Genomic DNA, 23,075 nt, shown 5'->3' with positions numbered 1-23,075 from the left:
TCGTTATCTGCAAGTTGCAGAAACCTTGCAGCAACCCCTTTCACCCACGCCCCCCCATTGCTACCGTCGGGACCCGCGCCGCGCAGAAAGCAGCGGCCATCCCCCAACGCCATCCCCAAAACCATCCCCAAGGTCACCCCCCAAGGAGTCTTCGATGCGACGCAGCAAGGCCGCCAAGCGCGGCGCCAGTATCGCGGCGATAGCAGCCCTGGCACTCGCTGCAAGCGCTTGCAGCAGCAGCAAGTCCGGCGGCTCCGCGAGCGGCTCCGCCGCCAAGGACCCGGCGTCGGTCAAGGGCACGGTCACCTGGTGGGACACCTCCGACGCGACCAACGAGGCGCCGAACTACCAGCCGATCATCAAGGCGTTCGAGGCGAAGTACCCGAACATCAAGGTCAACTACGTCAACGTCCCCTTCTCCGACGCCGAGGACAAGTTCAAGACCGCCGCGCAGTCCGGCAGCGGCGCCCCCGACGTGCTGCGCGCCGACGTCGGCTGGACGCCGGCCTTCGCGCAGCTCGGCTACCTGCAGCCGCTGGACGGCACCCCGGCCCTCGCGGACGACTCCGACTACATGGCCGGCCCCTACGCCTCCGACCATTACAACGGCAAGATCTACGGCGTCCCTCAGGTCACTGACACGCTCTCGCTGCTCTACAACAAGGACCTGCTCGCCAAGGCCGGCATCACCACCCCGCCGAAGACCTGGGACGAGCTCAAGACCGACAGCCTGCAGATCAAGGCCAAGACCGGCGCGGACGGCACCTTCCTGGACGCCGCGTCCTACTACCTCCTGCCCTTCATCTACGGCGAGGGCGGCGACATCATCGACGCCTCGGCCAAGAAGATCACGGTCAACGACGCCACCGCGCTCAAGGCCGTGGGCATCGCGCAGGACCTGGTCAAGTCCGGCGCCGCGGTCACCGACGTGACCAAGGACGGCTACAACAACATGCAGACCGCCTTCAAGGACGGCAAGGTCGCCATGGTCGTCAACGGCCCGTGGTCCACCGCCGACGACCTGAAGGGCTCGGCGTTCGGCAACGCCGACAACCTCGGCGTCGCCACCGTCCCGGCCGGCTCGGTCAAGGCCGGCGCCCCGGTCGGCGGTCACAACCTGGTGGTCTACGCGGGCTCGAAGAACCTCGACGCCTCCTACCTGTTCATCGCGTACCTGAACGACGCGCAGAACCAGGCGACCATCGCCGCCAAGAACAACGTGCTGCCGACCCGCACCTCGGCCTACTCCGACCCGCAGGTCGCGAACAACAAGATCCTGTCGGCCTTCCAGGGCCCGCTGAAGAACGCGGTCGGCCGCCCGCCGGTCGCCGGCGCCTCGGACCTGTTCACCCCGCTGGACACCGACTACCAGGCGATCCTCGGCGGTCAGAAGTCGCCGCAGGCCGCGCTGAACGACGCCGCGACCCAGTTCGCGCAGATCCTGCCGGGTTTCAGCAAGAGCTGAAACCCGCGCCAGACCGGCCGCGCGGGAGCGGGAAGTGAGGGTCCTGCCTCCCGCGCGGCTCACCAACCCGACTGCATGACAGGGTCCGAAGGATAGAAATGCGTCCACTCAAGAGCTTGGGCCGCTCGTTCGAGAAGTACTGGTACGGCTGGGCCATGGCGGCCCCGGTCGTCATCGTGATGCTGGTCCTGGTCGGCTACCCCTTCATCTGGGGCGCGTACCTGTCGACCACCAACGCCGACGAGTCCAACATCGGCCACGACATCGGCGTGAACCACATCCCGCCGAGCTACCACTCCGTCGGGCTGCACAACTACTGGGACATCCTGTCCGGCAACGACGGGCACTTCTACAGCACCCTGACGTGGACCCTGATCTGGACCTTCGTCAACGTCTTCTTCCACATCACCATCGGCCTGGGCCTGGCCGTCCTGCTGAACCGCAAGATCAGGTTCCGCGGCGGCTACCGGCTGATGCTGATCCTGCCGTGGGCCGTCCCCGGCTTCGTGGCGGCCTTCGCGTGGCGCCTGCTCTACAACGACAACGGCGTGTTCAACGCGGTGCTGAAGTACTTCGGGATGCACGGCGTGCAGTGGCTGGCCCAGCCCACGTCGGCGAAGATCGCGGTGATCGCGGTCAACGTCTGGATGGGCGTGCCGTTCATGATGGTCTCCTTCCTCGGCGGGCTGCAGACCATCCCCAAGGAGCTCTACGAGGCCGCCGAAATGGACGGCGCGACCGCCTGGCAGCGCTTCCGCATGGTGACGCTGCCGGGGCTGCGGCCGGTGATGATGACTGTCACGCTGCTCGGCGTCATCTGGACGTTCAACAAGTTCGACGTCATCTTCCTGGTCACCGAGGGCGGCCCGGCCGGGTCCACCGACATCCTGGTCACCCACGCCTACCAGGTCGCGTTCGCGAACATCCGGCAGTACGCCGAGGCCGCCTCCTACGGCGTGGTGATCCTGTCGATGCTGCTCGTCTTCGCCACCGTCTACCGGCGGTCGCAGGCCAAGCTGGAGGTGCAGGCATGAGTGCGGCCACCGAATCCGTGAATCCCGCGACGCCGGGCCGGGCGGCCGGCCAGGCAACCAACCAGGCCGCCGGCCGCGCCGTCGCCGAACCGCGCAAGAAGTACTCGCGCACCAAGCGCTCCCCGCTGGCCTCCGTCGCGATCCACGCCACGCTGATCGCCGCCTCCTTCATCGCGATCTTCCCGATCGTCTGGGTCGCGCTGACCTCGCTGAAGACCAAGGACGGCCAGTGGGCCCACCCCGGCGACTTCAGCCACCTCAACTTCGGCAACTACAGCCAGGTGCTGAACGACACCGACTTCCTCACCTGGTTCCGCAACTCGCTCATCGTCTCGCTGGGCACCATGGCGCTGGCCGTTTTCATCGCGGCCACCTGCGGCTACGCGGTCTCGCGCATGCGTTTCCCGGGCTTCCGGGCCACGATGTGGCTGCTGCTGGTGGTCCAGATGTTCCCGATCGCGGTGCTGATCGTGCCGCTGTACAACATCATGTCGAAGCTGCACCTGGTGAACTCGTTCGGCGGCCTGATCCTCGTGTACTGCACCACCGCGGTGCCTTACTGCGCGTGGATGCTCAAGGGCTACTTCGACACCATCCCGATCGACATCGACGAGGCCGGCAAGGTCGACGGGCTCTCGCCGTTCGGCACCTTCTGGCGCCTGGTGCTGCCGCTGGCCCGGCCGGGGTTGGCCGTGACCGCCTTTTACTCCTTCCTGACGGCGTGGGCCGAGGTCGCGTTCGCCAACACCTTCATGCAGAGCTCGGACAAGTACACGCTCGCCGTCGGCCTGCGCACCTTCGTCTCGCAGTACAAGGGCGAATGGGGTCTGATGACCGCGGCCTCGGTGCTGATCGCGATCCCGGCCGGCGTGATGTTCCTGCTCGTGCAGCGCAACCTGGTCGCCGGCCTGACCTCCGGCAGCGCCAAGGGCTGAGCCCGGGTCTCGGGCGGACTCGCCCGACCCGGCGCCGACCCGGCCGACCGTTCGAACTACCTCTGGGGCAACTGAGTTCATGACAACCGAGACACTCACCGTCGAAGCCGCGCCGGCCCGCGAATCCGGTGCCCGCCGTTCCGACTGGTGGCGCGACGCGGTGATCTACCAGGTCTACATCCGCTCGTTCGCCGACTCCGACGGGGACGGCGTCGGCGACCTGCCGGGCATCCGCTCCCGGCTGCCGTATCTGGCCGACCTCGGCGTGGACGCGCTGTGGATCACGCCGTTCTACTCCTCGCCGATGGCCGACTTCGGCTACGACGTCGCCGACTACCGGGCCGTGGACCCGGTGTTCGGCACGCTGGACGATTTCCGGGCCCTGATGGTCGACGCGCACGCCCGGGGGCTGCGCGTGATCGTCGACCTGGTGCCGAACCACACCTCCGATCGGCACGTGTGGTTCGTCGAGGCGCTCGCGGCACCCGAGGGGAGTGCCGCGCGTGCCCGCTACATCTTCCGCGAGGGGCGCGGCGCGCACGGCGAGCTGCCGCCGAACGACTGGGAGTCGGTCTTCGGCGGCCCGGCGTGGACCCGGACGGTGAACCCGGACGGGACGGCCGGGCAGTGGTACCTGCACCTGTTCGCGCCCGCGCAGCCGGACCTGAACTGGGAGCTGGAGGAGGTGCGGTCGGAGATGCTGGACGTCCTGCGCTTCTGGCTGGACCTCGGCGTCGACGGCTTCCGGATCGACGTCGCGCACGGCATGGTCAAGGCGCCGGGGCTGCCGGACGTCGGGCACGCCGACCACGTGGAGATGATCGGCAACGCGGTGCTGCCGTTCTTCGACCAGGACGGCGTGCACGAGATCTACCGCGCCTGGCGCCTGCTGCTGGACTCCTACGACGGCGAGCGCATCGGCGTGGCCGAGGCCTGGGCGCCGACGCCGGAACGGCTGGCGAACTACGTGCGGCCGGACGAGCTGCACCAGGCGTTCAACTTCGACTTCCTGGGCCGGCCCTTCGAGGCCGAGGCGTTGCGGACGGCGATCGACCACTCGCTGGCCACCGCCGGCTCGGTCGGGGCGCCGTCCACGTGGGTGTTGTCGAACCATGACATGAAGCGGCACGTGACGCGCTACGGCGGCGGCGCGGTGGGGCTCGCGCGGGCCCGGGCGGCGGCGCTGCTGATGCTGGCGCTGCCGGGGTCGGCGTACCTGTACCAGGGTGAGGAACTCGGGCTGCCGGAGGTCTTGGACATCCCGGTCGAGTTCCTGGTGGACCCGCAGGGCATCCAGTCCGGCGACCCGTCGAAGGGCCGGGACGGGTGCCGGGTGCCGCTGCCGTGGTCGGGCGTCGCCCCCACCTACGGCTTCGGGCCGGAGGGGTCCGAGGCCTCATGGCTGCCGGCGCCGTCGTCATGGGGCGCGTCGTCGGTGGCGGCCGAGTCGGGGGACCCGGACTCGATGCTGGAGCTGTACCGCTCGGCGCTGGCGCTGCGGCGGGAGCTACCGGACCTCGGCGCGGAGACCGACGAGACGGCATTGGTCTGGCTGCCGGCACCGGACGGAGTGCTCGCGTTCCGGCGCGGGGACGGGTTCGTGTGCACGGTGAACACCGGGTCGTCGGCGGTCGCGTTGCCCGTTCCGGGCGCGTTGCTGCTGGCCACTACCTCCGTGTCGATCACCGCCAACAATGCTGAACTGCCCGCAGACTCGGCCGCCTGGTGGCGGATCTAGCCATTTCCAGGACCGGGAGCGAAAGAATGGGCGCCATGACGGACAACGCTTCACTGCCATCGACCGCGCGACTCGCGGACATCGCCGCGCAGGCGAAGGTGAGCGAGGCGACGGTGAGCCGGGTGCTGAACGGCAAGCCGGGGGTGGCCGCCGCCACGCGGCAGGCGGTGCTGGCGGCGCTGGACGTCATGGGCTACGAGCGGCCCACGCGGCTGCGGCAGCGGACCGCCGCGCTGATCGGGCTGATCATCCCGGAGCTGGACAACCCCATCTTCCCGGCGATGGCGCAGGCGGTGGAGCGGGCGCTGACGCACCACGGCTACACGCCGGTGCTGGCGACGGTGTCGCCGGGCGGCGCGACCGAGGACGACCTCGTCGAGCTGCTGATCGAGCACGGGGTGGCGGGCATCGTGTTCGCCTCCGGGCTGCACGCCGACACCACCGCCTCGCGCGACCGGTACCACCGGCTGTCGGACCGGGGCGTGCCCTTCGTCCTGATCAACGGGTACGCCGACGGCATCGCAGCACCCTTCATCAGCCCGGACGACGCCATGGCCGCCCGCCTGTCGGTGAACCACCTGGCCGACCTGGGGCACGAGCGGATCGGGCTGGCCGTCGGGCCGAAGCGCTACGTGCCGGTGATCCGGAAGATAGAGGGTTTCACGGCGGCGCTACACGACATGCTGGGCGTCGAGAACCCGGCGGACTTCGTGGAGTACTCGCTGTACGGGTTCGAAGGCGGCCGCGCGGCGGCGTCGAAGCTGCTGGACAAGGGCTGCACCGGCATCGTGTGCGCCTCGGACATGATGGCGCTCGGCGCGATCGCCGAGGTGCGGGCGCGGGGGATGGCGGTGCCGGGCGACATCTCCGTGGTCGGCTACGACGACTCGCCGCTCATCCCGTACACCGACCCGCCGCTGACGACGGTGCGCCAGCCGGTCGCCGCGATGGGGGCGGCGGCGGTGCGCGCGCTGCTGGAGGAGGTCGGCGGCGGCCACGCGCCGCACACGGAGTTCGTGTTCGCGCCGGAGTTGGTGGTGCGGGGATCGACGGGGTCGGGGCCGCGGGTGCGGCGGTAGTTCTCTACTCACTGAGGGCGGGCGGGGTTTGATGACGGCACCGGAAGCTGAGTTCGACGTGCTGGTCGTCGGCGGCGCGGGCATCGACACCATCGTCCGCGTGCCGGAGCTGCCGGTGCCGTACGCGGATTCGGTGCTGGTCGAGCCGATCGAGTCCTACGTCGCGCACACCGGGACGGCCGTGGCCCTCGGCGCGCGGTCGCTCGGGCTGCGCGTGAAGTTCGTCGACTTCCTCGGCGAGGACACCTTCGGCGACCTGGTCCGCCGCCGATTCGCGGAGGAGAAGCTGGACTTCTCCTGGCTGCCGTCGTCGGCGGGGACAGTGCGCGCCGTGAACCTGGTCTCGGCCGACGGCCGACGGATGTCGTTCTACGACCCGCGCGGCGTGCCGGGCCAGCGGATGCCGGAGGACTTCTACGAGGGCTGGCTCGCGCGCTCGCGGCATGTGCACGTGGTCATAGCGGACTACGCGCGGCACGTCCTGCCAGTTGCGCTGCGACACCAGGTCACGGTCTCAACCGACCTCCACGACTGGGACGGCACCAACGACCACCACAAGGACTTCGCCCACGCCGCCGACCACGTCTTCCTGAGCGCCGCGAACCTCGGCAGCCGCCGGGACGCGGTCCTGACCGAGGTGCTGGCACGCGGTCGGGCCAGGACCGTCGTCGCCACGGACGGCGCGCGCGGTGCCTACTTGGCCGTGCGCGGGGAAGGCATCCGGCACTTCCCGGCCGTCACACCGGCGGGACCGGTCGTCGACAGCAACGGCGCCGGCGACGCCTTCGTGTCCGGATTCATGTCCGGTGTCCTGCGCGGTGCGGCCACCGAGGAGTGCATGCGGCGCGGACTGCTGTCCGGCGCCTTCGCATGCACCGTCCACGGGACAGCCGAGCGGTTCGCGACCGAGGCGGATCTCAGCTGAGACAGACTCCTGTCTCACACCGTCATCGCACGCCCGATCTCCTCCGTGGCGTCCAGGTCCGCGCCGACCCGCGCCAGCTTCGCCCGGATCTCGTCCACCGCGTCGTTCCCCAGCGCCAGGCGCAGCGGCGGCTCCTTCCACCCCAGCACCTCAAGCACCGCCGCCGCGGCCTTCGCCGGGTCGCCCTCCTGCGCGCCGTGTGCCGTCGGCAGGGCGTCGCGCGTGGCGCCGGCCGTGCCGTCGTAGTCCGCGATCCGTGCCTCGACAGCCTGCAACGCTGCCGGGCCCGCGAAACCTGTGCGGAACGCACCCGGCTCGACGATCAGCACCTTGATTCCCAGCGGCGCCACCTCGCCGGCCAGCGCCTCGCTCGCCAGCTCCAGCGCGCCCTTGGCCGCGCAGTACGCGCCGACGCCCGGGAACGCCAGCATCCCGCCCATGCTGCTCAGCTGGACGACAGCGCCGGAGCGGCGGGCGCGCATCTGCGGCAGGACCAGGCGCGTCAGCTCCAGCGGTCCGAAGAACATCGTCTCCATCACGTCGCGGAGCTCGGCCTCGCCGGTCTCCTCGATCGCGCCGACGAGGCCGAAGCCGGCGTTGTTCACCAGGACGTCGACGCGTCCGGCGGCCTCGACGGCCGAGCGGAGCCGGTCGCGGTCGCGCAGGTCGAGTTCGACCACTGACACGCGTCCGCCGGAGGCCGCAGCCAGCTCGCGCATCGTGTCCGGACGCCGGACGGCCGCGACCACCTCGTCGCCGGCCGCGAGGGCGGCGTGCACGATGGCGAGGCCGAAGCCGCTGTTCGCGCCGGTGACGAACCAGCGGCGCGGGGTGAGGGTTCCATCTGTCATGCCTCTATCTTCAGGCGGGCGGGGTGGTCCCGGTATGGCCCGAAGGTGGAACATCGGAGGGTGACCGTCGCACTGCCCGGACCCGCCCCGCGTCCCCGACCGCTGCCCGCCGACGAGCCGCTGAGTCCGGAGGACTACCGGCGCGTGGTCGGGGTCGTGGAGGCCGTGGACCACGCCGGTGACCTCGCCGAGTTCCGGGAGCTGCTGGTCACGGCGTTGCGGACGTGGTTCGGCTACAACGGCGTGACGGTGCTGCACGGCGACAACGCGGCCGACGCCGTCGAGAACGGTTGCGGCGTGCTCGCCGGGTACTCGGCCGAGTTCCTGGACACCTACGCCGCCGGCGGCTGGGAGCGCGTGGACCCGTTCCGCGACCAGGGCTTCCTGCGGCGGCTGGCCGAGGTCGGGGTGGCGCGGCTGACCGACGTCGAGGAAGGTTCGGAGGGCGCGCGTTTCCGCGACCACTTCCTGCTCCCGCGCGGCATTGCCGACAAGGCCGCGATGCTCATCGACGCCGCGCCGTCCGGGGTGCTGTGGGTCGGCGTGGCCGTGCCGGACGGCGTGCGGAATGTCCCCGACCGCGACCTGGCCGTGCTGCGCGTGCTGCGGCGGCACCTGACGCCGCTGGCGGTCGAGCAGCTGGCCCGGCACCGCACCCGCCTGGCCACCCGGGGCGACTGGGATCTGACGCCGCGCGAATGGGACGTCGCCGACCTCGCCGCGCAGGGCCTGACGAACCGGCAGATCGCCGCGCGCCTGTTCATCGGCGTGGACACGGTCAAGAAGCACCTGACGCGGGTCCTGGCCGCCACCTCCTGCGGCAGCCGTACGCAGCTCGCGGTGCTGTTCACGTCCCGCGACACGCCGGTCTGACCGGATCTTGAGCCGTCCGCCCCGGGGCCGGGTCTACCCTCTTAATGAAAACGACATTCATTATCGAGAGGAAGACTCGCATGTCCCTGGACGTCGCACCGCACCTGCTCAAGCAGGCCGAAGTCGGTGAAGTGAACGAGAAGGAGTTCGCCGACACCGTCGCGGCCTCGCTCCCGTACGCGCACACTCTGGTCGAGAAGCTCGCCGCCGACCTGCACGCCGACCCGGCCAGGCAGTTCGCCGACAACCAGACCGCCCCGAGCGACGCCGAGCGCGCCGAACTCCTGCGCGCGCTGGCCTCCGACGCCATCCGCGGCAGCCTGGAGCGGCGCTTCGCGGTGAAGCTCGCCTTCCAGAACTGCCACCGGGTCGCGGTGTTCCGGCCCGAGGCGGCCGGCTCGGAGACCTACCGGCGCTTCACGTCGGAACGCGCGCAGATCCTCAACCAGTCGCCCGAACTCCGGGACTGCTGAGCGAGGGTCTAAGCCAGGAACGATGCGATGGCGATCGCCAACAGCACCCAGAACGCCATGCTGATCAGCGAACACACCAGCCCGGCGATCGCCATCCCCTTGCCGGTAAAGCCAGGCTTCGAACTCTGCGACAGTCCGACTGAACTGAAGATGATTCCCAGGAGCGCCAGCAGCGGCCCCAGCAGCGAAGCCCAGAACAGCACCAGGCTGAGGATCCCCAGCACCATGCCGGTGACCGCCATACCGCTGGTCTGCTGTCGCAGCATCGGCGGACCGTAGTACCCGCCGGGATACATCTGCGGTGTGTAGCCCTGAGGATAGTTGGGCTGGGGATAGGGACCCTGCGGATACGAAGGCTGCGCCGGGATCCCGTACTGCGTGGGCGGCGCGTCGCTCGCCGGAGGGACGAAGCCGCCGCCGTCGGGTGCGGCGAATCCCCCGGAGCCGGGTCCCGGGCCGAACCCCCCGGGGCCGTAGCCCTCAGTACCGGAATCCCATCCGCCTTGCGGAGTGTCACTCATCGGTGGCACGTCCCCCTTCGTCCGCCTCAGTCTCCCGATACCGGGTCGGTTTCAGTATTTCCCTCGCCGATGCGCCCGGCCAGCCCTCCGAAGCCGGCGCGCGTCGCGGCCACGATCAGCCGGTCGCCGGCCTGCAGCACCCGGCCGCGGTCGGCTCCCGACCAGTCGAACGCCGTGCTGCCGGTGCGCCGTACCGCCAGGACCCGCGTCAGGCCGGGCTTGTCAAGATCGCGCTGCTCCTGCCCGGCCAGCTCCGAGCCCTCCTCGACCGCCACCTCGGCGATCAGCAGGACTTTGCGGTACACCGACAGCGTGCCCAGCACCTCGCGGCCCATCATCGCGGCGGCGAAGGCCGGGGCGGCGAGGTAGGACACCGAGCGGGAGGCGGTGTTGCCGAACTCCTTGTAGACGTGCGAGGCGAAGTCGTCGTCGAAGAGCCGGACCACGACGCGGACCTCGGGGTTGATGGCCCGGGCCTCCAGCGCGGCCTCCAGATTGGTGACGTCGTCGCCGGTCACCGCCACGACCGCGCGGGCCCGGGCGATCTGCGCGCGGCGCAGCGCGTCGTCGATCGGCCGGTCGCCGATCACGGCCGGGACGTCCAGGCCGCGCGCCGCCGCGAGCCCGCGCGCGTCGGCGTCGCGCTCGATGCCCACGACCGGCACCCCGAGCTCCCGGAACAGGGCCGTGACCCGGGTGCCGGCGTTGCCGAGGCCGACCACCACGACGTGCCCGCGCAGGCCGGTGCTCGGCTGCCGGATGCGGACGTTGCGCCGGGTGGCGGTGCTCTCCACGAACACCGCCGTGACCACCGGCATCAGGACGATCCCGGACAGGGTGATCGCGACCTGGAACAGCCGCTGGAGGTTTCCGCCGACCGAGCTCGGCTGGCCGTAGGTGTCCGGGACCGCGGACCCCGCGACGTCGAGCAGGGACTCGTAGAGAGCCCAGCCGAACGGCCTGGCCAGCAACCAGATCCCGACGAACGACACCGCCAGCGTGGCCACCGACGCCATCAGGATCGTACGCAGTTTGGCGCTGGTGAAGAACTTCAGCGTGTCCGAGCCGCGCCACAGCAGTCGCGCTGCCAGCGGGGCCTTATATACGTTCCCTTGCACGATCGTGTCCGAGACGTCCAGGAACTGGAGTGCGGCGTGGCGCGGCGAGCGTTCCTGTAACAGCATCCATTCCCGGGTGCGGCTGCGCGCCGCCGCCGTCGGCAGGACCTCGATGTCCGACTGTCGGTCCCGGTCGATGGCGTCGGCGATCAGGAACGGCGTCTGCCGCATGTCGATGTCCTGGCCGATGGCGATCCGCAGCGCCCGGCCGCCTGCGCTGACCGAGTGCGGGCGCTGCAGCGCGGCGTTGACGAACGCCGGGGCGGCGGTCGCCGAGGCCGACAGCACGGTGCAGTTGTCCACCAGCTGCGCGATGTGCACGCCGAGCCGCTGGTTGAACATGCGGATCACGATCCTGATGCCCGGACGCAGCGCCGCGGCGCGCATCGCGGCGTGGATGTTGGTCCGGTCGTCGCCGTCGACGAACGCGATCGCCTGCGCCTGGTCGATCCCCGCTTCGCGAAGCGCTTCCTCGGAGACGTAGGCGTCGGCGATCGTGTTCTCCGGGCCGAGTGCCTTGCCGATCTGGATGGTGTACGGCGTCTCCTGGGACGGCACGATGGCGGCCGTCCGGACGGCGTACTGCCGGGTCAGCTCGACGGTGAGCCTGTATGCCAGGGCATTGCCACCCACGACGATAAACAAGTCCCCCATAGAGGGATGGTAGAGGTCTGCGGTGAATTCTAGGGGCGCATTTCGTAAGCACCCGACAAATCCGCGACCCGCTCCCAGATCCGGCCGAACCGCTCGGCGTCCACCACCGGCTTGCGGACCGCGGACAGTGCCCAGGCCTGCTGCGCCTCTGTCGAGGACGGCTTGCCGTGCAGCGCGACGGCGTACTCGGAGAAGTCGCGGACCAGGAAGTCGAAGATCTGGTCCACGACCTCGTCCTCCAGCCCGGTCAGGCGCGCCTGCTCCAGCACCAGCTGGCCGTAGACGACGAGCGTGAACAGGTGGCCGAGGTTCAGCAGGAAGTCCAGGTCCTGTTGCTGCGCCTCGTCCGGCGGGCAGGTGGCGAGGAACTGGGTCAGCGCTTCGGCCTGCTCGGTGAAGCGTGCGACGTTCGGCACGCCGGCGGCCTGGCGGTAGGCCGCGCGCCAGTCGTGGAAGCGCACCTTGCCCAGGCCGCGCGCCGGACCCTGGTGGAACAGGAAGGTGTCGTCGGCGGCGTCGGTGCGGGTCGGGACCTCGGCGTACTCCTGCGGCGAGAACAGATAGTTCGGCATGAACTTCAGCACCAGCGCGAGGTTCACGTGGACCGTGCCCTCCAGCTTCGGCAGGGCCCTGATGTAGTGCGTGGCGCCGTTGAAGTAGGTGTCCTTCTCGAAGCCGCGGGCCGCGATCACGTCCCAGAGCAGGTCGATGACGCGCTCGCCCTCGGAGGTCACCTTCATCTTGGTGATCGGGTTGAACAGCAGGTAGCGGCGGTCGTCGGGGTTCGCCGTGCGGAAGTAGTCCACGGCGCGGGCGCTGAAGAGCTTCATCGCGACCAGGCGCGCGTAGGCGTCGACGAAGGAGGCGCGGACGTGGCCGAAGTCGGTGACCGGGTGGCCGTAGAGGATGCGGTTGTGGGCGTGGGTGATGGCCTCGTAGAAGGAGTGCTCCGCGATGCCCACGGAGGCCGTGCACAGGTTGAACTTGCCGACGTTGACCGTGTTCAGCGCGGCGCTGAAGGCGTCGGCGCCGGTGTGCAGGATGTCGGCGTCGGTGACCGGGTAGGCGTGGAGCTTGAACTCGCTGACGAACATCTGGGAGTCGACGACGTTCTGGACCAGCTCGAACTTCTCATGCCGGCTGTCCACGGCGAAGAAGACGTAGCCGTCCGGGCCCTCGACGTCGGAGCGCCGGCCGAAGACCGAGACCAGGCCGGCGACGTTGCCGTTGCCGATGTAGTACTTGCCGCCGGTGGCGATGTAGCCGCCGTCCCCGTCGGGGGTCAGGATCATGTCGGTGGAGTAGACGTCGGCGCCGTGCTCCTTCTCCGACAGGCCGAAGGCGAAGACGTGGCCCTCGTCCAGCAGCCGCGCGGCCCGCTCGCGCGCGGCGGCGTTCTCCGACATCCAGACCGGCCCCAGGCCCAGCACGGTGACCTGCCAGGTGTACCAGTACGGCAGGCCGTAGAACCCGAGGATCTCGCTCAGCGCGGCGTTGCGCGCGGTGTCCCAGCGCTGCGCCGGCGCGGCGGGGCCGAAGGCGTCGGCGGCGGGCGTCTGGAAGGTCGCGAAGAGCTTCTCCTTCGCGGCGAACTCCAGGAAGTCGGCATACCAGACCCGGTCCAGGTCCTCGGCCAGCAGGCGCCGCTTGCCGCGCCCCTCGAACCAGTCGACGACGGCGGTGAGCAGGCGCTGCGTCTCCTCGTCGAACTGCGAGAAGTCGAGGGTGCGCGGGTTGAAGAGCGCGGCCGGGGCGTGAGTCATGGGGGCATGCTACCAGTGGGTAACTTTCGAGTGCTGTACCGGCGCGATGCGGCAGAAAGAGGACAGCGCGGTGTTGCGGGTGTCACAGTGGAGGTGGCTGCGGTTCGGCACGAAAGGAACATGAATGGCACTCATTACGGTCCATCTGAAGCGAACGGTCGACGCAGTCCGTGCCGCGCTACCGGAGGACGAGCTCGCTGAATTCGACGCGGACATGGCGTCGACGACCGACGACGAGCCGCAGCGGACTTTCGAGCGGTGGTTCGCGCGCGCCGTTCTGAACGAGGCCGGCCTGCTGGCAGACATCAAGGCCGGGATCAGCCACGCGACCGGTAAAGGCATCCCTGTCGATGAAGCATTCCCCGGCCTGCGAGAGCGCTGGGAGCGGGAGCGGGCTCAACGCGCTGCATGAACTACAGCCTGATTATTGAGCTGCAGGCTACTAAGGCTCTCGCTGCACTATCCGAGGTTCCGCACGAGCTGTTCACGCTCGAGTTTTTCGATATCTGCGGCGATCCTCACGGTCCGCGTGGCCTTACCACTGAGACAAGTGGCCTGAAAACGAGCCGCATGTGGGCGGTCGGCTTAATGGGCTTCATCGAATATGAAGTCGATGATGGGGCCAAAGTGGTCACCATTACCAACGTCATAAGCACGGTGGGGTAGAAAGGAGTCGCGAGAGCCCGGTGGCGACCCGGGCTCTCGGCTCTTTTTCACCGACTTCACCGATAGTTCGCGCGCGTCCGAATCCGCGAGAACACCAGCAGCACCGCCAACGTGATCGTCATCATCACCGCGGTCACCGCCGCCGCGACGAACTGGTGCCCGCGGTCGTCCAGGGCGTAGATGCGCAGCGGGAGCGTCGTCCAGTCCGCCGAGTAGACCATCGCCGTCGCGCCGAGTTCGCCCATCGACAGCGCGAAGCACAGCGCCAGCGAGCCGGTCAGCGCCGGGAGTAGCAGTGGCAGTTTCACCCGCAGCAGCGTGTAGTACGGCCGTGCCCCGAGCGAGGCCGCGGCTTGCTCGTACGCCGGGTCCAGGCGGGTGACCGCCGCCGAGACCTGCTGGAAGGCGTAGGCGGTGACCAGGATCGCGTGCGCCATGACCACGATGGTGTTGGTGCCGTTCAGGAGCACCGGGCCTTGTGAGAAGGCGACCAGCAGCGCCAGGCCGACGACCACCGAGGGGACGGCGATCGGCAGCATGAAGACGGTCTGGATCAGGGTTTTGCCGACACGGTTGCGGACCGCGTCCAGTGCGAGCGCGGCCCACGTGCCGACGACCAGTGCGATCACGCTCGACAGCAGCGCGGTGATCAGCGAGGTTTCCAGGCCGTCCAGCGGGTCGGTGTGGAAGGCCGCGGTGATGTTGGAGAACGTGTAGGAGGACGGGAACGCGCCGTTCCACTGCCGGGTGAACGCCGCCAGGACCAGGACGCCGAACGGCAGGCCGAACAGCAGCAGGAAGAAGAAGCCGAAGACCGCCCACGCGATCCTCTGCGATCTACGCGTGTACAGCAGCACGACGGCCTCCAGACATCCGGGCGAGCAGCACGCGGTAGCCGGCGAACAGGGCCAGCGACAGCACGATGTTGATGACGGCCAGTGCGCAGGCCCCGGCGTAGTTGGTCTGTTCCTTGGCGAAGTTCTCGATCAGGACCGGGAGCGTCTGGTACTTGGCGCCGGTGAAGGAGACGATGCCGTACTCGTTCATCGTCAGCATCAGCACCAGCGAGCCGCCGGCGAACACCGCGGGCAGCGCCTCGGGCAGGATCACTTGCCAGACCACGCGGCCGGCGCGGGCCCCGAGCGAGGCGGCGACCTCCAGCTGGCCGGAGTCGATCTGCGAGAACGCGGTCAGCAGCGGCCGCATCACGAACGGCGTGAAGTAGATCAGCTCCGCCAGCCAGATGCCCCACGGCGAGTACTCGACGAAGTTGATCGGCGTGTCGTGCCGCCCCCCGGTGAGCGCCGAGGCGATGTGGTTCACCATGCCGACCCGGCCGTACAGGAACATGATCGACACGGTGATCAGGAACGACGGGAACGACAGGAACACGTCGATGAAGCGGGACACCGCCTTAGCGCCGGGGAACGGCACGAACGCGATGGTCAGTGCCAGCAGGAAGCCCAGGACGAGGCACCCGGCGGTGGAGTAGACGGCCATCTCGATCGTGTTCTTAATGACGGTGCGGGTGCCCGGGTCTTCCAGGGTGTCGGAGAAAGACGTGGTGACCTTGAAGGGGTTGGTCGGGTCCGGCGGGCTGCCCTCGATCGCCTGCTTGACGACGAGATAGAGGGGATAGAGGAAGGCCGCGGCCAGCAGGAGGACCGGGGGAGTTGACCAGAGCCAGGCCATCGATCGGCGGGCTTTGTTGGCCGGAGCGGCGCTCTTGCCGCCGGGCGCCGCCGGAGCCGCGGGCGGGAGTTCGGTGACGGCGGTCATCGGGCGGGGCCATCGGCGGGAGCGGCGGCCGGGGCTGCGGCTTCGGCAGAGTCGGCCGGTTCTGCGGCCGGAACTGGTGAGGCACGCAGTGCGGTGAGCGCGATGGTCCGGGCGGAATTGGTTGGTTCTGCGGAGCCGGCCGGTGTGGCGGCAAGTCGCGGCGAGGCGATTGGCGCGGCCGAGGTCTGAGTAGCTGCCAAGCCACTCGCAGCCGCCGGTATCAGCACCGCGTCCTCAGTCGAGAAGTGCAGCCACACCTCATCCCCGATCACCGGCGGATTCCGCAGCTCGTTCGTGTCCAGCCGCACCTCGTGCCCGTGCACCTCCGCAAAAATCCGGTGCGCCGAGCCGCGCCACTGCACCTCGGTCACCGTCCCCGCGAACGCGTTGTCGTGATGCTCGGCAGCGGCCAGGCCGAGGAAGTGCGGCCGAAGGCACAGCGTGCGCTGCTCTCCGGTACCCGCGGGCTGCGTGCACGTCGCCATCACCGGATCGGCCCCCGCCGCGATCCGCACCGTCGCCCGGAACGACCCGTCCGGCTGCGGTGCGCATTCCGTCACCGTCACCGGCAGCAGGTTCGAGTTGCCCACGAACCCCGCCGCGAACTCCGTCCCCGGCCGCTTGTACAGCTCCCGCGCCGTCCCCACCTCGACCAGGCGGGCCTCGTTCATCACCGCGATGCGGTCGGCCAGGGTCAGGGCCTCGATCTGGTCGTGCGTGACATACAGGATGCTGACATCCGGCAGTTCCCGGTGCAGCCGCGCGAGTTCGGCGAGCATGCCGCTGCGCAGTTGGGCGTCCAGGGCCGACAGCGGCTCGTCCAGCAGCAGGACCGAGGGCTCGATCGCCAGCGCTCGCGCGATCGCCACCCGCTGCTGCTGGCCGCCGGACAGCTCGCGCGGGTAGCGCTTGGCGTACTGCGCCATGCCGGTCATGCGCAGCGCCTCGGCGACGCGGCCGGGGATCGTGGCCTTGGCGACCTTCTGTGCCTTCAGCCCGAAGGCGACGTTCTGCTCGACGCGCATGTGCGGGAACAGCGCGTACTGCTGCACCACCATGCCCAGCCCGCGCTTGTACGGCGGCAGATCGGTGACGTCGCGCCCGCCGGCGTACACGCGACCCGACGCCGGCCGGACGAAGCCCGCCACCGCGCGCAGGGCCGTGGTCTTTCCGGAGCCGGAGGGGCCGAGCAGGGCGACCACTTCGCCGGGGGCGACCTCCAGCGAGAAGGAGTCGAGGACGACGTTGCCGTTGTAGGCGACCGTCACCTCCTCGAAGCGGATGCCCCCGGATCCGCGTCCTGATGATCGTCGGGCCGTTGGGTCTGCTTCGGTGGCGGTCATGCTCACTCCTGTACTGCGAATGCTGCGAAAACGGTGAGGACTTCGGGATACGGCCAGGTGTCCCGCCCGGTGCTTCGGGCGGGACACCTGGCGGGTCGGCACGATCGGCTCGGTCAGCTCGGGGTGCCGGTGGCGGTGTCCCAGGCCTTGACGTCGCTGTTGTAGTTCTGCGCGACCTCGGTCCAGTCCACCGGGAACACGGTCACGCCCTGCATCAGCGCGGTCAGCGCCGCGTAGTTGCTGTCGGTGGGCTTGATGTCGGTGCGGGTCGGGAAGCCGTAGGCGACCTTGGAGGCGTCCAGCTGCGCGCCCTCGGAGAGCAGGAAGTCGATCAGCTTCTTGCCGTTGTCGGCGTTCGGCGCGCCCTTGACCAGCCCGGCCATGTACGGCAGGGAGAAGGTGCTGGGCTTGCCGTCGTTGCCGGCCGGGAAGAAGATCTTGTTGTTCGGGTACTGGGTCGTGCTGTCGACGTAGTTCATCTGCACGTCGCCGTTGGCCACCCACAGGTCGCCGGTGTTGACCTTGCTCTCCAGCGCGCCGGTGGACTTGGACGGCCCGACGTTGCTGGACTGCAGCTTCTTGAAGTAGTCCCAGGTGGCGTTCCGGTCGTCGCCGAAGGCGTGGATCGCCGCGATCATCACGCCGGTGCCGTCGCCGGCCACGCCGGGGGTGGAGTACTGCAGCTTCTTGGCGAACTTCGGGTCCAGCAGGTCGTTCCAGGTCTTCGGCGGCCCGGCCGGCAGCATCTTGGTGTTGTAGATGAAGGACAGGTAGTCGCCCATCACCGCTTCCCACTGACCGTTCTTGTCCACCAGCGAGGGGTCGACCTTGTCCACGCACACCGGGCTGTACGGCTGCAGCAGGCCGGAGGCTTCGGCCTTCTGGATGAACGGCGGCAGGGTGACGATGACGTCGGCCTTCGGGTTCGACTTCTCGGAGTCGACCTTCGTCTCCACCCCGCCGGAACCGTCCTCGGAGTAGTTCACGTGGATGCCGGTCAGCGCCGTGAACTTCTTGAACTCCTGGTTGTACCAGTTGTTGTCATCCTTGGCGTCGTACAGACCGTCGGCGCTGTATATGGTCACCTGCCCGCCGGAGCCGTCGGCCTTCGCGGCCGTGGTCGGTGCGGCGGCGCCGAGCGCCGGGCAGGACGACGACGCGGCTGCGGGGGAGGTGCCGCCGGTGCTGCCAGTGGCACCGGGGGAGTTGTGGGCGTTGGAGGCACAAGCCGTCAGTCCGGTCAGCGCCAGGCCGCCGGCGGCGATCAGAGCGCCGGCGCGGCCGATGCGCGTGCGGGACAGTACGTGCGACATTGACGAACCCTTCTAGGGGAATCTCCGTGTACAGCGTGACCCGGAGCCGGAGTTTTGCAAGTGACTGAAAGGCGATTTCCGAGTGGTCGTCGCGAGTGCTCCGTGAACCGCAGTTTTCCCTCGCGCGCATAAGCCGCCAACCGGCTGACCGGCTATGGGGGCTATAGCGGAAGGCCTCGCCGCAGGCAGGCGCGACAGGTCACCTCGGGGTTAACGCACTGTTCATCCAACTGCTCGCCGATGTGCTTCGATGCGCAGGCCGCCGCATAGCGAGCCGCTATCACTTCCATGCCGAAGAGCGGTCTTGGCGGATGCCCGCGCTTATCCCAAGGTAGGAACCATGGTTGATCATCTCCCTGTCCGCCCCGAACACCTCGGCGACTTCGTCGGCGGTGTCTGGGGCCCGGCCGCGGCCGGCGGTACCCGGGCCGACGTCAGTCCCGCCGACACCTCCGACGTCCTCGGCCATTTCGCCGACTCCACGGCCGCCGACGCGGTGCGTGCCGTGGACGCCGCCGAGGCCGCGCTGCCGGCCTGGCGGGCGCTCGGGCCGATCAAGCGGGCCGAGATCGTGCGCAAAGCGGAGCGGATCATCGGCGAGCGCGAGGACGAGTTCGCCCGGGCCATCAGCCGAGAGCAGGGCAAGCTCTACAGGGAGGCGCTCGGCGAGGTCCGGCGCGGGATGGCGATCCTGGACTTCACCGCCGGGGAGGGCCGCCGGCTCAACGGCTACACCACACCGGCCGAGGAACCGCGGACCGTCGCGATGACGTTCCGGCGGCCGATCGGCGTGGTCGGGCTGATCACGCCGTGGAACTTCCCGCTCACCATCCCGATCTGGAAGGTGGCGCCGGCGCTGGTGGCCGGGTGCACGAGCATCCTGAAGCCCTCGCCGTTCACCCCCTACTCCTCGGCGCTGCTGGTGCAGGCCTTCGCCGACGCCGGGGTCCCGGCCGGCGTGCTGAACCTGGTGCAGGGCGACCGGGAGCCCGGCGAGGCGCTGACGAACGACCCGCGCGTGGCCGGCATCTCCTTCACCGGCTCGCTGCCGGTGGGCCGCGCGATCCACACCGCCGGCGCCGGCCGGCTGCTGAAGACGCAGCTGGAGCTCGGCGGCAAGAACGCGGTGCTGGTGCTGGCGGACGCCGATCTGGACAAGGCCGCCGCGGCGATCGTGTTCGGCGCGTTCGGCCAGGCCGGGCAGCGGTGTTCGGCGACCTCGCGCGTGGTGGTCGACGTCAGCGTCAAGGAAGCGTTGCTGGAGAAGGTCGTCGCGAAGGTGAGCGCCCTGAAAGTCGGCAACCCCTTCGATCCCGAGGCCGATGTCTGCCCGGTCGTCAACGAGGACCGGATGAACGCCTGCCTGGCGGCCATCACGAAGGCCCAGGAAGTCGAGGCGAAGGTCGTGGTCGGCGGACACCGGTTCACCGACGGCGTCCCGGACGGCTACTACGTCGAGCCGACCGTGCTGCGCGACGTCCCGTGGGACTGCGAGATCGCGCAGGAGGAGATCTTCGGCCCGGTGCTCTCGGTCATCGACTGCGACGGCTTCGACGACGCCATGCGCATCTCCAACTCCGTGCAATACGGCATGTCCGGCACCATCTTCACGCAGAACCCGGCGCACATCTTCGAGGCGCTGGAGCGCTTCGAGGCAGGCATGCTCCACGTCAACCGCCCCGGCGTCGGCGCCTACGCGCACCTGCCGCACATGGGCGCCAAACAGTCGCAGTACGGCGCGCCGGAGTGCTCGCCGGAGGTCTGGGACTTCTACACCGAATGGCGGTCGGCGTGCATCAGCTTCTGAACCCGCTGGGCCAGGCGAGGGTCATGTCCGCCGCTGAAGCGGTGCAGTCCTTCGTCGAGCCCGGGGCGGTGTTGGGCCTGGGCGGTCAGAACATCAACCGCTGCCCGATGGCGCTGGTGCACGAGGTGGTGCGGCAGGACATCGGCGAGCTGACGGTCGTCGGCTGCAACCTGTCGCTGCCGCTGGACCACCTGGTCGCCGCCGGGCTCGTGGTCCGCACCGAGCAGGGCAGCGGCAACCTGGAGAAGTTCGGCACGCTGTTCAGCTGGCGGCGGGCCGTGGAGGCGAACCGCATCGAGGTGCGCGACTACTCGCACCTGTCGATGGCCTCCCGCTTCCTGGCCGGCGCGATGGGCCTGCCGTTCATGCCGGTGCGCTCGCTGCTGGGCTCCTCGATCCTGGAACGCCTCGTCGCCGAGGAGGACGCGGTGGTCACCGCCGACCCCTGGAGCGGCGAGCCGGTGGTGCTGGTGCGCGCCTGCACCCCCGACGTGTCGCTGATCCACGCCAACGCCGCCGACGCCGACGGCAACGTGGTCATCGACGGCGTGACGAGCCACGAGGTGGACATGGTCCGGGCCTCCCGGCACGTCATCGTCTCGGTGGAGGAGGTACTGCCGGCCGGCGCGTTCGACGACCAGCCCGAGCGCGTCACCATCTCCGGCGCCTACATCAGCGCGGTCGTCGAGCAGCCCTGGGGCGCCTGGCCGACCAGCGTCTACCGCCGGTACGACTACTACGAATCCGAGATCGACGGCTACCAGAAGAGCGCCAAGGCCGGCGACGAGGGCCCACGGGCGTTCCTGGCCGAGCACGTCACGGCGCACGCCGATTTCGACGCCTATCTGGCCGCGACCGACCCCGGCGCCTCGGCACGGACGGCGATGGCCGAACAGATGCGGAGCTTGTTGTGACCGTCACCGAACCAACGGTCGGCGCCCTCCCCCGAGAACTGCTGGTCTTCGAGGGCGCCCGGCAGATCGCCGACGGCGACTGCGTGATCGCCGGCACCGGCCTGCCCCTGCTGGCCGGCCTGGTGGCGCAGCGCACGCACGCCCCGAGCGCCCGGCTGCTGATCGAATCAGGGGTCATATTCCCCAAGGTGGTCCCCACCCCGCTGTCAGTGGTGGACCCGCGGATCATGCACGCACCGTCGAAACTGGGCTCCCTGATCGAGTCGCTCGGCGGCTTCGTGCAGCGCGGCCTGGTCGCCACCGGCTTCCTCGGCGGCGCGCAGATCGACGCCCGGGCGAACATCAACTCCACCTGGATCGAACGCGGCACCGGCCGCGTCCGTCTCCCGGGCAGCGGCGGCGCCAACGACATCGCCTCCCACTGCGCCACCATCGTCGTCCTCACCAGCCACGAGAAACGTCGCTTCCCAGAACGCTGCGACTACATCACCTCACCGGGCTTCCTGGACGGCCCCGGCGCGCGCCGCCGCGCGGGCCTGAACCCGGTACGGGTCAAGGTGGTCACGGACCTATGTGTCATGGAGGGCGACGACGCAGAGGGCGAACTCACCATCAGCGCCCTGATGCCAGGCGCCACCGTCGAGGAAGTCCTGGCCAACACCGGCTTCACCCCGCGCGTCGCCGACCACCTCGGCGTGGTCGCGGTCCCCTCTCCCGAGCACCTCGCCCTGCTGCGCGACGTCCTCGACCCCGACTCTCGCTATTTCCCCGAACGCCTGAAGAACGGAAACACCTGATGACTGAGAAGACGCCCTTCCACTGGAAGTCCAACATCGCGTGGAAGAACCGCGACCGCATCGTGGTCCGCGGCTACGACGTCAACGAGCTGACCGGCAACCTGAACTTCGGCCAAATGCTGTTCCTGGTCCTCAAGGGCGAACTACCCACCGAAGCCCAAGCCAAGATCACCAACGCGATGATGGTCTCCCTCGCCGAACACGCGATGTCACCCTCCTCAGCCACCGTCCGCTTCGCCACCTCCGGCGGCGCCGAGCTGAACGGCGCAGTCTCAGCCGGCGTCGCAGCAATCGGCCGCCTCCACGGCACCGCCGACCGCCCGGCGAACATGTTCATCGGCGTGGAGAAGCGCGCCGAGGACGAGGGCATCCCGATGAAAGAGGCCGCCGCACTGACCGTCCAGGAGATGCGCGCCCGCCGCGAGAACATGCCCGGCTACCACCACGCACAGCACATCCGCGACCCCCGCACCGCGCGCCTGCTGGAACTGAGCGACAAGTGGGGCATCAGCAGCACCTACGTCGCCATCGCCCGCGCCATGGAGAACGCCACCGAGGCCGTCTTCGGCCGCCGCCTGTGGCTCAACGGCCCCGGCGCAATGGGCTGCATCGGCCTCGACGCGGGCTACTCCCCACTGGAGATGAAGGCAATGTTCATCACCGCGCGCACACTGTCCCTATGCGCCCACTCGATCGAGGAATCGACCCGCGAGAAGGGCTGGCGCGCGTCGGAAAACTCCGACATGGTGCAGCCACTGTCACTGCAGATGCAGGGCCCGGACTGGTACGACGGCCCGGAGGACCGGGAACTGCCGACGGAGTTCGCTGAGTAGCTGAGCGGTTGTCGGCGCTGCCGGGGCGCAGGCGGCATCGGAGCCGCCCGCACAAAGCAAGCGATAGATCGGTGTTCGCCGGGCGGTGACGGGCCAGCGCGACCGGCCACGTGGTGAGTCGTGTCCGACCGGACCATGCGGGGTGTTGGTTCTGGGTCCCTCGCCGCGTCGGCGGGCGAAGCCAACCTGGTCGG

Annotated in this window: 22 protein-coding genes; 14 read left to right on the top strand and 8 right to left on the bottom strand. The window is 69.3% G+C overall.

The window, feature by feature from the left end:
• Window positions 1-154: 154 nt before the first annotated feature.
• From ABH935_RS49020 to ABH935_RS48995, 6 genes are all read left to right on the top strand, one after another.
• A complete protein-coding gene (locus ABH935_RS49020) occupies window positions 155-1,465 on the top strand; it encodes an extracellular solute-binding protein (RefSeq protein WP_370384899.1) in 1,311 nt (436 codons plus the stop codon).
• A gap of 98 nt (window positions 1,466-1,563) precedes the next feature.
• A complete protein-coding gene (locus ABH935_RS49015; protein ID WP_370384898.1) occupies window positions 1,564-2,499 on the top strand; it encodes a carbohydrate ABC transporter permease in 936 nt (311 codons plus the stop codon).
• The gene (locus ABH935_RS49010; RefSeq protein WP_370384897.1) at window positions 2,496-3,434 is read left to right on the top strand and encodes a sugar ABC transporter permease; all 939 of its coding nucleotides are present in this window, start codon (window positions 2,496-2,498) and stop codon (window positions 3,432-3,434) included. Before ABH935_RS49015 ends, ABH935_RS49010 begins: the two co-directional genes overlap by 4 nt.
• Window positions 3,435-3,513: 79 nt before the next feature.
• Window positions 3,514-5,172 (top strand): glycoside hydrolase family 13 protein, encoded by a 1,659-nt coding sequence (locus ABH935_RS49005; RefSeq protein WP_370384896.1) that lies wholly within the window; start codon window positions 3,514-3,516, stop codon window positions 5,170-5,172.
• A gap of 26 nt (window positions 5,173-5,198) precedes the next feature.
• A complete protein-coding gene (locus ABH935_RS49000) occupies window positions 5,199-6,251 on the top strand; it encodes a LacI family DNA-binding transcriptional regulator (protein WP_370384895.1) in 1,053 nt (350 codons plus the stop codon).
• A 31-nt stretch (window positions 6,252-6,282) separates the two neighbouring features.
• Complete coding sequence (locus tag ABH935_RS48995; RefSeq protein ID WP_370384894.1) at window positions 6,283-7,176, top strand: carbohydrate kinase family protein; 894 nt, start codon at window positions 6,283-6,285, stop codon at window positions 7,174-7,176.
• A 14-nt stretch (window positions 7,177-7,190) separates the two neighbouring features.
• Here ABH935_RS48995 and ABH935_RS48990 read toward each other — a convergent pair whose 3' ends face one another.
• Window positions 7,191-8,027 carry an SDR family NAD(P)-dependent oxidoreductase gene (locus ABH935_RS48990; protein ID WP_370384893.1) on the bottom strand — a complete coding sequence of 279 codons (837 nt, stop codon included), beginning with the start codon at window positions 8,025-8,027 and terminating at the stop codon, window positions 7,191-7,193.
• Between the two features lie 60 nt (window positions 8,028-8,087).
• On the opposite strand from ABH935_RS48990, the gene ABH935_RS48985 reads away from it, so the two are divergent.
• On the top strand, window positions 8,088-8,900 hold the full coding sequence (locus ABH935_RS48985) for a LuxR C-terminal-related transcriptional regulator (RefSeq protein WP_370384892.1): 813 nt from the start codon (window positions 8,088-8,090) through the stop codon (window positions 8,898-8,900).
• A gap of 80 nt (window positions 8,901-8,980) precedes the next feature.
• Window positions 8,981-9,373: an SCO5389 family protein gene (locus ABH935_RS48980; protein WP_370384891.1), complete on the top strand. Its 393-nt coding sequence runs from the start codon at window positions 8,981-8,983 to the stop codon at window positions 9,371-9,373.
• Window positions 9,374-9,381: 8 nt separating this feature from the next.
• Here the strand turns inward: ABH935_RS48980 and ABH935_RS48975 are convergent, their stop codons facing one another.
• The 3 genes from ABH935_RS48975 to ABH935_RS48965 are packed head-to-tail and all read right to left on the bottom strand — an operon-like array spanning window position 9,382 to window position 13,429.
• On the bottom strand, window positions 9,382-9,894 hold the full coding sequence (locus tag ABH935_RS48975) for a DUF4190 domain-containing protein (RefSeq protein ID WP_370384890.1): 513 nt from the start codon (window positions 9,892-9,894) through the stop codon (window positions 9,382-9,384).
• A 26-nt stretch (window positions 9,895-9,920) separates the two neighbouring features.
• Window positions 9,921-11,666 carry an NAD-binding protein gene (locus ABH935_RS48970; protein ID WP_370384889.1) on the bottom strand — a complete coding sequence of 582 codons (1,746 nt, stop codon included), beginning with the start codon at window positions 11,664-11,666 and terminating at the stop codon, window positions 9,921-9,923.
• Window positions 11,667-11,695: 29 nt separating this feature from the next.
• On the bottom strand, window positions 11,696-13,429 hold the full coding sequence (locus ABH935_RS48965) for an acyl-CoA dehydrogenase family protein (RefSeq protein WP_370384888.1): 1,734 nt from the start codon (window positions 13,427-13,429) through the stop codon (window positions 11,696-11,698).
• Window positions 13,430-13,553: 124 nt separating this feature from the next.
• Here ABH935_RS48965 and ABH935_RS48960 point away from each other — a divergent pair, with 124 nt between their 5' ends.
• Together ABH935_RS48960 and ABH935_RS48955 are read left to right on the top strand one after the other, a co-directional pair.
• Window positions 13,554-13,841 (top strand): hypothetical protein, encoded by a 288-nt coding sequence (locus ABH935_RS48960; protein WP_370384887.1) that lies wholly within the window; start codon window positions 13,554-13,556, stop codon window positions 13,839-13,841.
• Window positions 13,838-14,095: a hypothetical protein gene (locus ABH935_RS48955; protein ID WP_370384886.1), complete on the top strand. Its 258-nt coding sequence runs from the start codon at window positions 13,838-13,840 to the stop codon at window positions 14,093-14,095. Before ABH935_RS48960 ends, ABH935_RS48955 begins: the two co-directional genes overlap by 4 nt.
• Window positions 14,096-14,151: 56 nt before the next feature.
• On the opposite strand, the gene ABH935_RS48950 is transcribed toward ABH935_RS48955, so the two are convergent.
• The 4 genes from ABH935_RS48950 to ABH935_RS48935 form a co-directional block, all read right to left on the bottom strand.
• Window positions 14,152-14,952 (bottom strand): ABC transporter permease, encoded by an 801-nt coding sequence (locus tag ABH935_RS48950; RefSeq protein ID WP_370384885.1) that lies wholly within the window; start codon window positions 14,950-14,952, stop codon window positions 14,152-14,154.
• Window positions 14,933-15,874, bottom strand: coding sequence for a 2-aminoethylphosphonate ABC transporter permease subunit (locus tag ABH935_RS48945; RefSeq protein ID WP_370384884.1), 942 nt, complete (start codon window positions 15,872-15,874; stop codon window positions 14,933-14,935). Before ABH935_RS48945 ends, ABH935_RS48950 begins: the two co-directional genes overlap by 20 nt.
• Window positions 15,871-17,217, bottom strand: a complete 1,347-nt coding sequence (locus ABH935_RS48940) for an ABC transporter ATP-binding protein (protein WP_370384883.1) — start codon at window positions 17,215-17,217, stop codon at window positions 15,871-15,873. The genes ABH935_RS48945 and ABH935_RS48940 overlap by 4 nt, the downstream gene beginning before the upstream one ends.
• Before the next feature lie 113 nt (window positions 17,218-17,330).
• On the bottom strand, window positions 17,331-18,530 hold the full coding sequence (locus ABH935_RS48935; RefSeq protein ID WP_370384882.1) for a 2-aminoethylphosphonate ABC transporter substrate-binding protein: 1,200 nt from the start codon (window positions 18,528-18,530) through the stop codon (window positions 17,331-17,333).
• 340 nt (window positions 18,531-18,870) lie between these two features.
• Between ABH935_RS48935 and ABH935_RS48930 the strand changes: the two genes are divergently transcribed.
• Genes ABH935_RS48930 through ABH935_RS48915 form a run of 4 tightly spaced genes read left to right on the top strand, consistent with a single transcriptional unit; the run spans window position 18,871 to window position 22,881 of the window.
• The gene (locus ABH935_RS48930) at window positions 18,871-20,337 is read left to right on the top strand and encodes an aldehyde dehydrogenase (RefSeq protein WP_370384881.1); all 1,467 of its coding nucleotides are present in this window, start codon (window positions 18,871-18,873) and stop codon (window positions 20,335-20,337) included.
• 23 nt (window positions 20,338-20,360) lie between these two features.
• Complete coding sequence (locus ABH935_RS48925) at window positions 20,361-21,251, top strand: CoA transferase subunit A (protein WP_370384880.1); 891 nt, start codon at window positions 20,361-20,363, stop codon at window positions 21,249-21,251.
• Window positions 21,248-22,048 (top strand): CoA-transferase subunit beta, encoded by an 801-nt coding sequence (locus tag ABH935_RS48920; protein WP_370384879.1) that lies wholly within the window; start codon window positions 21,248-21,250, stop codon window positions 22,046-22,048. Before ABH935_RS48925 ends, ABH935_RS48920 begins: the two co-directional genes overlap by 4 nt.
• Entirely contained in the window at window positions 22,048-22,881 is an 834-nt protein-coding gene (locus tag ABH935_RS48915; protein ID WP_370384878.1) for a citrate/2-methylcitrate synthase, read from the top strand. Before ABH935_RS48920 ends, ABH935_RS48915 begins: the two co-directional genes overlap by 1 nt.
• Window positions 22,882-23,075: the final 194 nt, after the last annotated feature.

The organism is Catenulispora sp. GAS73 (assembly GCF_041262085.1).
Lineage (GTDB): Bacteria > Actinomycetota > Actinomycetes > Streptomycetales > Catenulisporaceae > Catenulispora.
The sequence above is the reverse complement of the archived record's forward strand: the minus strand, read 5'-3'. Positions and strand labels throughout refer to the sequence as shown.

Coding starts and splice junctions, on each gene's coding strand:
- ABH935_RS49020 (WP_370384899.1), top strand. CDS start 155: ATGCGACGCAGCAAGGCCGCCAAGCGCGGCGCCAGTATCGCGGCGATA.
- ABH935_RS49015 (WP_370384898.1), top strand. CDS start 1,564: ATGCGTCCACTCAAGAGCTTGGGCCGCTCGTTCGAGAAGTACTGGTAC.
- ABH935_RS49010 (WP_370384897.1), top strand. CDS start 2,496: ATGAGTGCGGCCACCGAATCCGTGAATCCCGCGACGCCGGGCCGGGCG.
- ABH935_RS49005 (WP_370384896.1), top strand. CDS start 3,514: ATGACAACCGAGACACTCACCGTCGAAGCCGCGCCGGCCCGCGAATCC.
- ABH935_RS49000 (WP_370384895.1), top strand. CDS start 5,199: ATGGGCGCCATGACGGACAACGCTTCACTGCCATCGACCGCGCGACTC.
- ABH935_RS48995 (WP_370384894.1), top strand. CDS start 6,283: ATGACGGCACCGGAAGCTGAGTTCGACGTGCTGGTCGTCGGCGGCGCG.
- ABH935_RS48990 (WP_370384893.1), bottom strand. CDS start 8,027: ATGACAGATGGAACCCTCACCCCGCGCCGCTGGTTCGTCACCGGCGCG.
- ABH935_RS48980 (WP_370384891.1), top strand. CDS start 8,981: ATGTCCCTGGACGTCGCACCGCACCTGCTCAAGCAGGCCGAAGTCGGT.
- ABH935_RS48975 (WP_370384890.1), bottom strand. CDS start 9,894: ATGAGTGACACTCCGCAAGGCGGATGGGATTCCGGTACTGAGGGCTAC.
- ABH935_RS48970 (WP_370384889.1), bottom strand. CDS start 11,666: ATGGGGGACTTGTTTATCGTCGTGGGTGGCAATGCCCTGGCATACAGG.
- ABH935_RS48965 (WP_370384888.1), bottom strand. CDS start 13,429: ATGACTCACGCCCCGGCCGCGCTCTTCAACCCGCGCACCCTCGACTTC.
- ABH935_RS48960 (WP_370384887.1), top strand. CDS start 13,554: ATGGCACTCATTACGGTCCATCTGAAGCGAACGGTCGACGCAGTCCGT.
- ABH935_RS48955 (WP_370384886.1), top strand. CDS start 13,838: ATGAACTACAGCCTGATTATTGAGCTGCAGGCTACTAAGGCTCTCGCT.
- ABH935_RS48945 (WP_370384884.1), bottom strand. CDS start 15,874: ATGACCGCCGTCACCGAACTCCCGCCCGCGGCTCCGGCGGCGCCCGGC.
- ABH935_RS48940 (WP_370384883.1), bottom strand. CDS start 17,217: ATGACCGCCACCGAAGCAGACCCAACGGCCCGACGATCATCAGGACGC.
- ABH935_RS48935 (WP_370384882.1), bottom strand. CDS start 18,530: ATGTCGCACGTACTGTCCCGCACGCGCATCGGCCGCGCCGGCGCTCTG.
- ABH935_RS48930 (WP_370384881.1), top strand. CDS start 18,871: ATGGTTGATCATCTCCCTGTCCGCCCCGAACACCTCGGCGACTTCGTC.
- ABH935_RS48925 (WP_370384880.1), top strand. CDS start 20,361: ATGTCCGCCGCTGAAGCGGTGCAGTCCTTCGTCGAGCCCGGGGCGGTG.
- ABH935_RS48915 (WP_370384878.1), top strand. CDS start 22,048: ATGACTGAGAAGACGCCCTTCCACTGGAAGTCCAACATCGCGTGGAAG.